The organism is Streptomyces sp. NPDC058195 (assembly GCF_042883525.1).
In the GTDB taxonomy this organism is placed as follows: Bacteria; Actinomycetota; Actinomycetes; order Streptomycetales; family Streptomycetaceae; genus Streptomyces.
On sequence record NZ_JBHVVM010000014.1, the window covers coordinates 104,612 to 117,240 of the forward strand.

Annotated in this window: 10 protein-coding genes and 1 tRNA gene; 7 read left to right on the plus strand and 4 right to left on the minus strand. The window is 71.7% G+C overall.

The features are described from left to right. The first annotated feature begins 131 nt into the window (after positions 1-131). The 7 genes from ACFVWY_RS19215 to ACFVWY_RS19245 all read left to right on the plus strand — a co-directional run bounded on the left by ACFVWY_RS19215 (position 132) and on the right by ACFVWY_RS19245 (position 8,619). Positions 132-578 carry a hypothetical protein gene (locus tag ACFVWY_RS19215; protein ID WP_389873618.1) on the plus strand — a complete coding sequence of 149 codons (447 nt, stop codon included), beginning with the start codon at positions 132-134 and terminating at the stop codon, positions 576-578. Between the two features lie 106 nt (positions 579-684). Continuing rightward, positions 685-1,626: a spermidine synthase gene (locus tag ACFVWY_RS19220; RefSeq protein WP_389873620.1), complete on the plus strand. Its 942-nt coding sequence runs from the start codon at positions 685-687 to the stop codon at positions 1,624-1,626. Between the two features lie 673 nt (positions 1,627-2,299). Further along, complete coding sequence (locus ACFVWY_RS19225; RefSeq protein ID WP_389873622.1) at positions 2,300-3,631, plus strand: extracellular solute-binding protein; 1,332 nt, start codon at positions 2,300-2,302, stop codon at positions 3,629-3,631. Between the two features lie 230 nt (positions 3,632-3,861). After that, positions 3,862-4,860 (plus strand): carbohydrate ABC transporter permease, encoded by a 999-nt coding sequence (locus ACFVWY_RS19230; RefSeq protein ID WP_389873625.1) that lies wholly within the window; start codon positions 3,862-3,864, stop codon positions 4,858-4,860. A gap of 15 nt (positions 4,861-4,875) precedes the next feature. Further along, the gene (locus ACFVWY_RS19235) at positions 4,876-5,820 is read left to right on the plus strand and encodes a carbohydrate ABC transporter permease (protein ID WP_389873627.1); all 945 of its coding nucleotides are present in this window, start codon (positions 4,876-4,878) and stop codon (positions 5,818-5,820) included. A gap of 78 nt (positions 5,821-5,898) precedes the next feature. After that, positions 5,899-7,359, plus strand: coding sequence for a GH1 family beta-glucosidase (locus ACFVWY_RS19240; RefSeq protein ID WP_389873630.1), 1,461 nt, complete (start codon positions 5,899-5,901; stop codon positions 7,357-7,359). Between the two features lie 228 nt (positions 7,360-7,587). Further along, positions 7,588-8,619, plus strand: coding sequence for a LacI family DNA-binding transcriptional regulator (locus ACFVWY_RS19245; protein WP_389873633.1), 1,032 nt, complete (start codon positions 7,588-7,590; stop codon positions 8,617-8,619). 582 nt (positions 8,620-9,201) lie between these two features. On the opposite strand, the gene ACFVWY_RS19250 is transcribed toward ACFVWY_RS19245, so the two are convergent. From ACFVWY_RS19250 to ACFVWY_RS19265, 4 genes are all read right to left on the minus strand, one after another. Continuing rightward, positions 9,202-9,735, minus strand: coding sequence for a TerD family protein (locus ACFVWY_RS19250; RefSeq protein WP_389873635.1), 534 nt, complete (start codon positions 9,733-9,735; stop codon positions 9,202-9,204). Between the two features lie 545 nt (positions 9,736-10,280). Beyond that, positions 10,281-10,353 (minus strand) — tRNA-His (locus ACFVWY_RS19255). 124 nt (positions 10,354-10,477) lie between these two features. Beyond that, the gene (gene orn / locus ACFVWY_RS19260; protein WP_389873638.1) at positions 10,478-11,080 is read right to left on the minus strand and encodes an oligoribonuclease; all 603 of its coding nucleotides are present in this window, start codon (positions 11,078-11,080) and stop codon (positions 10,478-10,480) included. Between the two features lie 10 nt (positions 11,081-11,090). After that, positions 11,091-12,311, minus strand: a complete 1,221-nt coding sequence (locus ACFVWY_RS19265; protein WP_389873640.1) for a helix-turn-helix domain-containing protein — start codon at positions 12,309-12,311, stop codon at positions 11,091-11,093. Positions 12,312-12,629: the final 318 nt, after the last annotated feature.

Genomic DNA, 12,629 nt, shown 5'->3' on the forward strand with positions numbered 1-12,629 from the left:
ATTGCGGGCGTGATCCGCCATGAACTGCCACCCTTTGCGGCGGCGTGGCACCGTAGCCCTTGACGCCGTCGGAGCGTTGGGCCATGTGACCACGGAATCCGGCTCCGCCCGGCGATGAGAGGAGAGGTCCCTTGTTGCATCTCGGCACGGAGACCGACTCACTGACCACTGCGACGGCCCCGGCCGCCCCCGGCACCCCGGTGGCCGCCGCGCCCCCCGAGGAGCACGGCGCGGCCCCCTGCGATCTGGTGACCGTACCGGCCCGGCAGGGGCTGGAGGCCGTGGACATCCTGCGCCGGGACGCCGCGCAGGACGTCGGTCCGGTCCTGCACGACGGCGCCTGCGACACCCTCGGCTTCCTGGTGCCGCCGGGGACCGCCGAGGCGTGGGACGTACCCGGCAGCGCCTGCACCCGGACCGCGGGCCGGGGGCTGCGCATCCCCGCCGAGCCGCCCGTCACCGGCAGCGGCTGGCTGCTGCCGCCGGAGGCCGACTCCCCGGTCACCGACCCCGTGGTGCTGCGGGCCGCGCTCGACCAGGCGGCCCGGCTGATCGAGGCCGCCGACAGCTGTTGCTGACCGCCGGGCCCGCCCGCGCCCATAATGGGCTGGTGGGCGGGTTTCCCCGGCACGGCCGGTTCCGTACCGGTCCGGAGCGAAGAGCAGTGAGCGGGCACGAGCAGCGGTGGCACGTCGAGGAACGTCGTCGGACGGGGGCGCGGGGGCCCGCAAGCGGTCCGGCCGGAAGGCCGGGACCGGGGCGGACAAGGCAGCCGGGGGCCGGGCCGGGCGCGGGGCGGAACCCCTCGCCGAGCCGGTGGACGGAGCGCTCGCCGAACTCGTGCCCGACCGGGAGCGGCCCCGGGCCTGGACACTGACGCTGGACGGCGCCCCGCAGTCCCACGTGGACCTGGACGACCCCACGTACCTGTCCTTCGCGTACCAGCGCAGGATCGGCCACATCATCGACCTCCTGGCCCCGGCCGGGCAGCCGCTGCACGTGGTGCACCTGGGCGGTGGCGCCTTCACGCTCGCCCGCTACGTCGCCGCGACCCGGCCCCGCTCCACCCAGCAGGTCATCGAGGTGGACGCCGCCCTCGTCCAGTTCGTCCGCCGGGAACTCCCGCTGGACCCGCAGGCCAGGATCAGGGTCCGGGCCACCGACGCCCGCGCCGGGCTCGGGAAGATCCCGGACGGCTGGGCGGACCTCGTCATCGCCGACGTCTTCAGCGGGGCCCGCACCCCCGCCCACCTCACCAGCACCGAGTTCCTCGCCGAGGTCCGCCGGGCCCTGAAGACCGGCGGGAGCTACGTCGCCAACCTCGCGGACGGGCCCCCGCTGGCCCATCTGCGCGCCCAGATCGCCACCGCCGCCACGGTCTTCCCCGAGCTCGCGCTCGCCGCCGACCCGGCCGTGTGGCGCGGCAGACGGTTCGGCAACGCGGTGCTGCTCGCCTCCGGCCTGCCGCCGAAGATCGCGGAGCTGACCCGCAAGGTGGCCACCGACCCGCACCCCGGCCGCGTCGAACACGGGCGGGCGCTGGCCGACTTCACCGGCGGCGCGACACCGGTACGGGACGCCGACGCCCGCCCCTCCCCGGCACCGCCGCCCTCGGTCTTCGGCTGAGCACGGCGGTACGGGCGGCACCGCCAGTACGGGCGGTGCGGCCGGTACGGGCGGCGGTACGGATTCATGCCGGGCGGTCCTTACGCCCCTGCGCCCGGTTCGCCACGGACAGCACCGCCAGGATCGAAGCCGTGGCCCCTGGAGCTCCGACGCCTCGAACGCCCGAAACCCCGAACCTTGGCACATCGACGCCTCGGCGCCCGACGCCTCGAAGCCTCGAAGGGGGAAGGCGGGCGAGCCGCCCCCGGCCGCCCCGTCGCGCCGTACCCCGTTCACCTTCCGGCGGGCGGCCGTCCGGAGGCGCGGTGCGCGGGAGGCGGCCCGCGCCGAACCCTCCGTTCCCGGGCGCCCGGCCCGTACCGGCAGCCCGGCCGCACCCCTGGCCTGCGCGTTCTTCACGGGTCCGGGGCGGGGAACCCATGTATACGAGCCGTGGCAAGACCTGGGCGGGACACGGTCCCGTGACTTGCCGGACACGCTCGGGCAACGGAACCGTCTTCAAGTCTTGACACTCACCCCTTCAAGGCAGGAACCTTCCGACATCGACGCGTGGGAGCGCTCCCACGTCGGACGGGTTTCCCCGCCCGCTCCCGTTCCCGCCGCCGGCCGCGCCGCGCGACCGGAACACCGCCCCCCACCCCGGCACGTCCCACCCGGAACAAGGAGTAGTGGAATGCGCATCACCCGCACCGGCGCCGGTCCGAGCCGCAGAGCCGCGGTTCTGGCCACCACGGGCCTGACGGTCTCGGCCCTGTTGCTGACCGGCTGCAGCGGCGGCTCGGACATGTCGGGCAGCACGGGCCCCGACAAGAACGGGAACGTCACGCTGACGATCGCCGACTTCGGGCAGTTCGGCTACAAGGAGGCCGGGCTCTTCGCCAAGTACCACGAACTGCACCCGAACGTCACGATCAAGGAAGACGTCACCGCCGATGAGAAGGTCTACTACCCCAAGCTGCTGCAACAGCTGAACTCGGGCAGCGGACTCGCCGACATCCAGGGCATCGAGGTCGGCCGGATCAAGGAGATCGTCGACACCAAGGCGGACTCCTTCGCCGATCTCGGCAAGGTCATCGACGTCGACGAGTGGGTCTCGTGGAAGGCGAAGCAGGCCACCGCCCAGAACGGCGCGGTGATCGGCGCGGGCACCGACATCGGCCCGATGTCCCTCTGCTACAACACCGATCTGTTCCAGAAGGCAGGGCTTCCGACCGACCGCGAGGAGGTCGCCAAGAAGGTCGCGGGCGGCTGGGAGGACTACCTCAAGCTCGGCGAGGAGTACAAGAAGAAGGCCCCCGCGGGCACGTACTTCATGGACTCGGCGAGCGCCATGTTCAACGCCGTGGTCAGCTCCAACGCCGAGCAGTACTACGACAAGGGCGGCAAGCCGGTCTACAAGGAGAGCTCCAGCGTCCAGCAGGGCTGGAACCTGGCCGCCGAGGTCGCGTCCAAGAAGCTCTCCCAGGGGCTCGCGCAGTTCGACGCCAACACCTGGGTTCCCGCGCTGCGCAAGGGCACCGTCGCCACCGTCGTCTGCCCCGCGTGGATGGCCGGGCAGATCTCGGTCAACGCCGGTGAGGGCAACAAGGGCAAGTGGAACATCACCACCGCGCCCGGCGCCACCGCCGCCAACTGGGGCGGCTCCTTCCTCGCCGTGCCCAAGTCGGGCAAGAACGTCGAGGAGGCCGGCAAGCTCGTGAAGTGGCTGACCGCCCCCGAGCAGCAGGCCGCCGTGTTCAAGGCGATCGGGGTCTTCCCGTCGAACAAGGGCGCCTACGAGCTCCCCGACGTGAAGAACGCGAAGCTCCCGTACTTCAACGACGCGCCGATCGGGCAGATCTACGCCGATGAGGCCAAGACCATCCCCGAGGCGGTGCTCGGCCCGAAGGACGCCACCATCAAGGACACCATCTCGACCCAGATCACCAACATGGAGCAGCGGGGCACCGACCCCGACAAGGCGTGGAAGGCCGCGACCGACGCGATCGACAAGGCGATCGGCTGACCGCCGCCGGTGCGGGCGCCTCCCTCCCCGGGACCGCCCGCACCGGCCCGTGCCCCCCGGGCCCGTACCCACCCGCTCGGCACCCCGCGCACGCGCCCGTCGGACCCCGTGCGCGCCTCCTCTGAGCCCCAGCGCACGGCCCTCTTCGCACCCCGTACGCACGCCCCTTTCCCGCACCATCCCGCCCCGCCCCGCACGCCGGTACGTACCCCAGGGAAGGACTCCCGCCCGTGGCCCCCTCGACTCCCACCCGGGACGCACACGTCCCGCCACCCGGCGGATCTCCGCACGCCCCGGCCGGTTCTGCCCGGCGGACCTGGCGGAGCAGGCTGTGGCGCTTCGACGACAAGGCTTCGCCGTACGCCTACATCGCCCCGTTCTTCCTGGTCTTCGGCGCGTTCGGGCTCTACCCGCTGCTCTACACCGGGTGGATAGCCCTGCACCGGGTGGAGATGACCGGGCTGGACCAGATGGAGTGGGTCGGCTGGGAGAACTTCAGCACGATCCTGCACGACTCCGAGTTCTGGACGGCCGTCACCAACACCTTCCTGATCGGCGTCATGTCGACGGTCCCGCAGCTGCTGGTCGCGCTGGGCCTGGCCCATCTGCTGAACTACCGGCTCCGTGCCAGCACCTTCTGGCGGACCGTCGTGCTGACCCCGTACGCCACCTCGGTGGCCTCCGCGGCACTCGTCTTCGCCCTGGTCTTCCGGGCCGACGGCGGCCTGCTGAACTGGGTGCTGCACTTCGTCGGGCTCGGCGACACCAACTGGGCCAACGGGCACTGGACTTCGAAGATCGCCATCTCCGTCATCGTGATCTGGCGCTGGACCGGCTACAACGCCCTGATCTACCTGGCCGCCATGCAGGCCGTGCCCACCGATCTGTACGAGGCGGCCTCGCTGGACGGCGCGTCGCGCTGGCAGCAGTTCCGCAAGGTGACCATCCCCTCGCTGCGGCCCACGATCCTCTTCACGATCGTCATCTCCACCATCGGCTCGATGCAGCTCTTCGGCGAGCCCCTGCTGCTGGAGGGCGGCCGTCTCGGCGCCATCGGCGGCAACGAGAATCAGTACGAGACGCTCAGCGTCTACCTCTACAACTACGGCTGGAACCTCGGGCACCTCGGCCCGGCCGCCGCAGTCGCCTGGGCGATGCTCGCCCTCCTGCTGATCATCGCCGCGGCCAACTGGCTCGTCGGCCGCCTCGTACGTAAATCCGCGGTCTGACCGGGAGCGACTCTCATGACCACGACCAGCCCCACCACGTCCCCGGACCCCGCGGTCCCGGCAGCCTCGGCCACCCCGTCCTCCCCGGCCCCCCGCCGACGGGAGGCGCGCCGCCCGATCCGCTTCCGGCCCGGCGCGGGACAGCAGTTGAAGGGCGGCCCGTTCGCGTACCTCGCCCTGGCCGTCGTCGGCATCGGCTCGCTGCTGCCGCTCTACTGGACGCTGGTGGCCGCGTCCCACACCCAGGACGAAGTCCTCGCCACCACACCGCCGTTCCTGCCCGGCGGACGGCTGCTGCACAACCTCGACGCGGCCTGGAACGACGCCAATCTCGGCAGGGCCATCCTCAACAGCGTCATCGTGTCCAGCTGCATCACCGCCGCGACGCTCTTCTTCTGCACCCTGGCGGGCTACGCCTTCGCCAAGATGCGCTTCCGGGGCCGCGGCGCGCTGATGACCGGCGTCATCGCCACGCTCACCATCCCGCCGCAGCTCAGCGTCGTACCGCTGTTCATGATGATGTCCGACATCGGCTGGGGCGGAAGGCTGGAGTCGGTGATCTTCCCGACCCTGGTCAGCGCCTTCGGGGTGTTCTTCATGCGGCAGTACCTGAGCGAGGCGCTTCCCTACGAACTGGTCGAGGCCGCCAAGATCGACGGCGCGAACAACTTCCGCATCGTGCTCAGCGTGGTGCTGCCGGTCGCCCGTCCCGCGATGATGGTGCTCGGCATGCTCACCTTCGTCCAGGCGTGGAACGACTTCTTCTGGCCCTACCTCGCGCTCAACCAGCAGAACCCCACGCTCCAGGTGGCCCTCGGCCAGCTGAGCGCCTCCTACACCCCTGACCAGAGCATCGTCATGGCCGGTGCGCTGATCAGCACGCTGCCGCTGCTCGTGGTGTTCGTGATCTTCGGCAAGCGGATCGTCGGCGGGATCATGTCCGGCGCCGTCAAGGGGTGACCCCGGCCCCTCCCCGGTCTCCTCTCCGCTTGCCTGCCCTGCCCCCCTTCCCTCCGCACACCCTGGGAGCGCTCCCGCATGACTGCCGTACGACCCGACACCGCCCCGAAGCCCGCGACCGGCACGGGGCAGTTCCCGCCCGGCTTCGTCTGGGGGGCGGCCACCGCCGCCTACCAGATCGAGGGCGCCGCGGCCGAGGACGGCCGCACCCCCTCCATCTGGGACACCTTCAGCCACACCCCGGGCAAGGTCCGCAACGGGGACACCGGAGACATCGCCGCCGACCACTACCACCACTACCGCGACGACGTGGCCCTGATGAAGCGGCTCGGCCTCACGGCCTACCGCTTCTCGATCTCCTGGCCCCGGGTGCAGCCCACCGGCCGCGGCCCGGCCGTCGAACGCGGCCTGGACTTCTACCGCAGGCTCGTCGACGAGCTCCTCGAAGCGGGCATCGCACCCGTCGCCACGCTCTACCACTGGGACCTGCCCCAGGACCTGGAGGACGCGGGGGGCTGGCCCCAGCGGGTCACCGCCGAACGCTTCGCCGACTACGCCGACATCATGGCCCGCGCGCTCGGCGACCGCGTCACCACCTGGACCACCCTGAACGAGCCCTGGTGCTCGGCCTTCCTCGGGTACGGCTCCGGCGTGCACGCCCCCGGTCGCACCGAGCCCGCCGCCGCCCTGCGCGCCGCCCACCACCTCAACCTCGCCCATGGCCGGGCGACGGGGATCCTGCGCGACCACCTCCCCGCTGCCGCGCGGATCTCGGTCACCCTCAACCTCCACCACGTCCGCCCGCTGACCGCGGGCACGGCCGACGCGGACGCCGCCCGCCGGATCGACGCGGTCGGCAACCGGATCTTCACCGGGCCGATGCTGAAGGGCGCGTATCCGGAGGACCTGCTCGCCGACACCGGTCACCTGGTCGACTGGACGGAGCTGGTCCGGGGCGGCGACCTGGCGGCCATCTCCACACCGGTCGACGTACTGGGCGTCAACTACTACACCCCCACCGTGGTCTCCACGCCCGCCGACGGCACCGGCGACACCCGCGACGACGGGCACGGAAACAGCGACCACTCCCCGTGGCCCGGTTCCGAGCACGTCGCCTTCCACCTCGCCGAGGGCCGCGAGCGCACCGCGATGAACTGGGCGATCGACCCGGACGGCCTGCACGACCTGCTGCTCGACGTCGCCCGGGAACACCCCGGCCTGCCGCTGATGGTCACCGAGAACGGCGCCGCCTTCGACGACTACATCTCGCCCGAGGGCCACGTCGCCGACCCCGAGCGCATCGCCTACCTGCACGGCCACCTCGACGCCATCCGCCGGGCGGTCGCCGACGGGGCCGACGTCCGCGGCTACTTCCTCTGGTCCCTGATGGACAACTTCGAGTGGGCGTACGGATACTCCAAGCGCTTCGGCGCCGTCTACGTCGACTACTCCACCCAGCGCCGCATCCCCAAGGCGAGCGCCCACTGGTACGCCGACGTCATCCGCCGCCACGCCCTGCCCCCGGCGAAGACGCCCTGACCCGCCTCCCTCCCCACTCCCTTCCTTGGTTGAGGAGACCCGGCTCCCCGAGCCGGGTCTCATCGCTGTCCCCACGGCCCTCACGCTCCGCGCACCTAGAATTGGGAGCGCTCCCAGAAGGGCGGTCCGCGAGCTGCCGCCCGGCCCGTAGGGGTGCTGCGGGGCCCGATGCCCGGACTTGGTTTGGGTATCCGGCTATGAGAAATTGGCCGCGAACGGGAGGCAGCCATGGCGGCAGCGCGAGTACGGAGCGGTGGCCGGCCCACGCTCGAAGAGGTCGCGGCGCGGGCGGGGGTGGGACGCGGCACGGCCTCGCGTGTCATCAACGGCTCGCCCCGGGTCAGCGCACGGACCCGCGAGGCGGTGGAGGCGGCCGTGGCCGAGCTGGGCTACGTACCCAATCGCGCGGCCCGCGCGCTCGCCGGGAACCGAACGGACGCCATCGCCCTGGTGGTGCCCGAGCCGGAGACCCGCTTCTTCGCCGAGCCGTACTTCTCCGACATCGTCCGCGGTGTCGGGGCGGCCCTCGCCGACACCGACATGCAGCTGCTGCTCACCCTCGTCGGCAACGACCGCGAGCGCCGCAGGCTGGTCCAGTACCTGACCGCGCACCGGGTCGACGGCGTGCTGCTGGTCTCCGTACACGCCGACGACCCGCTGCCCGACCTGCTGGAACAGCTCGGCATGCCAGCCGTGATGAGCGGTCGCAGATCGGCCTCGGAGAAGCTCGCCTCCGTCGACTCCGACAACTTCGCGGGAGCCCGCGCCGCGGTCGGCCACCTGTACTCCCGGGGCCGCCGCGCCATCGCCACGATCACCGGCCCGCTGGACGTCTACGGTGCCCGGCGCCGCCTCGACGGCTACCGCGAGGCGATCACCGGGACCGGTCTCACCCCCGACGAGCAGCTGATCGCCCCGGCCGACTTCACCGAGGAGGGCGGTGCCAGGGCCATGCGCGCACTCCTCGCCCTGCGCCCCGATGTCGACGCGGTCTTCGCCGCCTCCGACGTGATGGCCGCGGGCGCCCGCCAGGTCCTCCGCGAGTCCGGCCGCCGCGTCCCGGACGACGTGGCCCTCATCGGTTTCGACGACTCGGCGGTGGCCCGCCACATGGACCCGCCCCTCACGAGCGTCCGCCAGCCGATCGAGGAAATGGGCCGCACCATGGCCCGAGTCCTCCTCCAGGAGATCGACCGCGACTCCCAGGAACGCCCCCAGATCGTGCTCCCCACCGAACTGGTGGTCCGCGACTCCTCCTGAACCCGCCCCGCCCGGGGACGGGCCCGTCCGGCATCGTGCGCGGGACCTGAAACCGGCCGGGCAGTACGTTTGCGCGTCCGGCAGGGCCAGAGACCACCACGGGCCGTCGCGGCGGGCCTGGCGGCCGACGCCGAAGCCCGTGAACCACCGCTTTCGTCGTCGCCGCCGTGATCAGGCGCGGCAACGGGAGCCTGGCCGCCCGTCGTCACCCCGGCGACTCCACGGCCGGGACGCGGGAGACACCGGCGCAACGGCGGCCCGGGGGACAGCACCCTGGACATCCTCCGCCGGGAGACCGCGGAGGAGCGACCTGACCACCAGCCAGGCCACCCGCTCCACCGGGCACTTCGGCCGCCGCGACCGCCGCGGCGGCCTCACCGGCGGGTTCCGGCCCGGCCGTCACCACCGCCGGGAAGAGCGAGCCGGACGCTCTCGCCGCGCGCGACGCCTGCCCGTGGGCGCCGGGTGGGCTTCCCGGTCGCGGCCGGTGCTTCGCGGACGCCCGGTCGGCACACGGAACAGCCCCTCCCCGCGTTGCGCGGGAAGGGGCGGGGCCCAACGGGGGCGGGCGGCGCCCCGGTCTCACGGCCCGGGGGTGTGGCCCATGATCCTGGTGAAGGTCTGCGGCTCCTCGTCGTACCCGCGGATCCCGGGGCGGAAGGTCCACACTCCGGAGCCGTCGCGTACGAACTCGCCGACCGTCGCCGCCGTCGACTCCAGGACTCCGCCGAAGTCGTCCTCCACCAGGACGGTGTAGCCCTCGCGCAGGCGCAGGCCGCGGCTGAGCACGCCGTCGAACGTCCTGCGGCAGGCGTTCTGGTGGATCACGACGCCGACGACCACGCGCCCGTACCGGGGATCCAGCCGGTCGAGCTCCAGCGTCATGACCTCGTCCCAGCCCAGGCCCTTGCCGTCCTTGCTGTCCCGGTTGAGGTAGATGGTGCCGTCCGGGGAACGGCTGTCCCAGTGCACGATGTACGAGGGATCTCCGTACGGGGCAGCCGTCAGGTAGGTCGCGGCGACAATGTCCAGGTGACTGGCCGGCTCACCGGCAGGGCTCGGTTGCCATTTCAGCGCCACCTCGATCTTGCGAACGTCCTTTCTGGTGCCGTTCACCGGCCCTCCTCCTGATTGTGCGCTTGATGCGTCAACACCGCTGATGGTCAAGGGCGTTCGTCCATCATGGCACGTCAGGGGCGTTCTCACACCAGTGCGCTCCACCGGAGCGGGGGCACTGTCCGGCGCGTGGCCCGGACGGTGCCGAGGGGCGGAACGGGCGGCCACGACCGCCGGTACCGGTTCCTTTCCGCGGACGCCATGTCCTCATCGGTGTGATCGCCGGCACCTGGCCATCGGGTCTTCCCGCAGGGCTTCGTGGCGCGGAGCCGGGGAATGGCGCGGACCGCGGCCTGTACGACGCCGGAACGGATCAGGGCGACGCGGCGGCGCCTCTCCCGCGCGGAGAGCGGCCTGGGCGGGCGGGCGGCGGCGTACCGGACGGTCCGGGTGCCGCGCCGCCCGGCCTGCCGCCGACCGGGCCGCCGCCGCCCGTGCCCGTGGCCCGGTCGGCCCGGCCCGGCGGCCGTGACGTACGCCACCCGGCGCCGGGGCCCCGGGCATGCGAAAGGCCCCGGTCCGAAGACCGGGGCCTTTCCCTTCAGGGTGAGTAACGGGACTCGAACCCGCGACATCCTGGACCACAACCAGGTGCTCTACCATCTGAGCTATACCCACCGCGTCCGGTCTTTCTGACCGGCCGAGAAAAAGTGTACAGGGTCTGGGAGGGTGCTCGCTCCCCTGTTGTTCAGCCGCTGGTTCATGTCCTCGGAAGGACCATGACCAGCGGCTTCACGAGGCTCTACGGCGTGGGCGGTGCGACGTGGGCCGCGATGGCCTTCGCGCGCTCCGAGTCGGGGCCCGGCTGCGGTACGAAGACCGCCTCGCGGTAGTAGCGCAGCTCCGTGATGGAATCACGGATGTCCGCGAGTGCCCGGTGGTTGCCGTTCTTCTCCGGACTGTTGAAGTACGCCCTCGGGTACCAGCGCCGCGCCAGCTCCTTGATGGAGGAGACGTCGACGATCCGGTAGTGGAGGTAACCCTCCAGCGCGGCCATGTCCCGGGCCAGGAAACCACGGTCGGTGGCGATCGAGTTTCCGCAGAGCGGGGCCTTGCCTGGTTCCTTCACATGCTCGCGGACGTAGTTCAGCACCTGGGCCTCGGCGTCGGCCAGGGTGGTGCCCCCGGCCAGCTCGTCGAGGAGGCCCGAGGTGGTGTGCATCTGCCGTACCACCTCGGGCATCGTCTCCAGGGCCGCGTCCGGCGGGCGGATCACGATGTCCACCCCTTCGCCGAGCACGTTCAGCTCCGAGTCGGTGACCAGTGCGGCCACCTCGATGAGTGCGTCGTCCGTCAGCGAGAGCCCGGTCATCTCGCAGTCGATCCACACCATGCGATCGTTCATGACCCCCACCCTACGGGGCGCTGCGCTGCCCCGGCAGGGTCGGGCGTCCCGTCGTGTACGCGTCGGGTCCGGGCTTCCCCTGTTCGGGCTGGAGCGAGCCGGGCGGTGGCGGCACGATGACCTGTGAGCCCGCCGTGGCCGCGGCCCGCCGGATCATCGCGCTGCTCTGGGCGGGCACCATCGTCTCCGGCATCGAGGACACCGGATCCCCGCCCTGCGGACGCCGGGCCCGGTAGGCGGCCCGGTACGCCGCGGGGGAGGAGCCCAGCTGGCGCCGGAAGTGCCCGCGCAGCGCGACCGGCGAGCGGAAGCCGCAGCGGCCCGCCACCTCGTCGACCGAGTACTCGGACGTCTCCAGCAGCCGCTGCGCCTGCAGCACCCGCTGAGTGATCAGCCACTGGAGCGGTGCGCTGCCGGTGAGCGAACGGAACCTCCGGTCGAAGGTCCGCCTGCTCATGTAGGCGCGCGCGGCCAGCGTCTCCACGTCGAACTGCTCGTGCAGATGCTCCAGGGCCCAGGCCACGACCTCGGCGAGCGGGTCGGAGCCGATCTCCTCAGGTAAAGACCTGTCGAGGTAGCGCTCCTGACCGCCACTGCGCCGGGGCGGCACCACGAGCCGGCGGGCCAGTGCCCCGGCGGCCTCCGTGCCGTGGTCCGTACGGACGATGTGCAGGCAGAGGTCGATGCCGGCCGCCGTTCCGGCGGAGGTGAGCACGTCGCCGTCGTCGACGAAGAGCTCACGCGGATCGACGTGCACCGACGGATAGCGCTTGGCCAGCGTCGGCGCGTACATCCAGTGGGTCGTCGCCGGGCGGCCGTCCAGCAGGCCCGCGGCGGCGAGCACGAACGCGCCCGTGCACAGCCCGACGATGCGGGCGCCTTCCTCGTGGGCGCGGCGGAGCGCCTCCAGTGCCTCTGCGGGCGGTGGCGAGGTGATCGAGCGCCAGGCGGGCACCACGACGGTGCCGGCCCTGCTGATCGCCTCCAGCCCGTACGGCGCGGTGAGTTCGAGCCCACCGGTGGTGCGCAGCGGTCCTTCTTCGCCGCCGCAAACGAGCAGGCGGTAGCGCGGAACTCCCGCGTCCTGACGGTCGATTCCGAACACGGAGAGCGGGATCGAACTCTCGAAGATGGGGCCGCCGCTGAACAGCAGTACGGCGACGACTTCACGTCGTCGACGTCCGCTGAGCTTTCGTACAGCCTCCGTTGCGGCGGCGGAGTCCTGGCTCATGACGCTAAGCCCCCCTTGGTGTTCGCGTCTCCCTGGTCCTTACGGGCCTGTCGCTCCTGCACTTTTCCCCTCGGTCCTGCACGAGTTCCCCAGACTTCGAAACCCAAGATCGAATCTACTGCGTCCCATGGTGCCGGGGTGACAACTTCACCCACCGGCGTTATATCGACAAGGTCACTTGGCGGGAAGCATTCGATCACGAAGCGTTGCATCTGGAGAACGCACAGGGAAGGGCGCTGCGCATTGATGGCCCGTCCCTGTTGGGCAGAAGCGTACCGCGCGGTCTCTTCCTGCCTGGTGCAAGGGGGTTGGTCGGCC

Bases quoted from the DNA above. Each gene is read 5' to 3' on its own strand.
- ACFVWY_RS19245 (WP_389873633.1), top strand. From the start codon at position 7,588: ATGGCGGCAGCGCGAGTACGGAGCGGTGGCCGGCCCACGCTCGAAGAG.
- ACFVWY_RS19225 (WP_389873622.1), top strand. From the start codon at position 2,300: ATGCGCATCACCCGCACCGGCGCCGGTCCGAGCCGCAGAGCCGCGGTT.
- ACFVWY_RS19265 (WP_389873640.1), bottom strand. From the start codon at position 12,311: ATGAGCCAGGACTCCGCCGCCGCAACGGAGGCTGTACGAAAGCTCAGC.
- orn (WP_389873638.1), bottom strand. From the start codon at position 11,080: ATGAACGATCGCATGGTGTGGATCGACTGCGAGATGACCGGGCTCTCG.
- ACFVWY_RS19235 (WP_389873627.1), top strand. From the start codon at position 4,876: ATGACCACGACCAGCCCCACCACGTCCCCGGACCCCGCGGTCCCGGCA.
- ACFVWY_RS19240 (WP_389873630.1), top strand. From the start codon at position 5,899: ATGACTGCCGTACGACCCGACACCGCCCCGAAGCCCGCGACCGGCACG.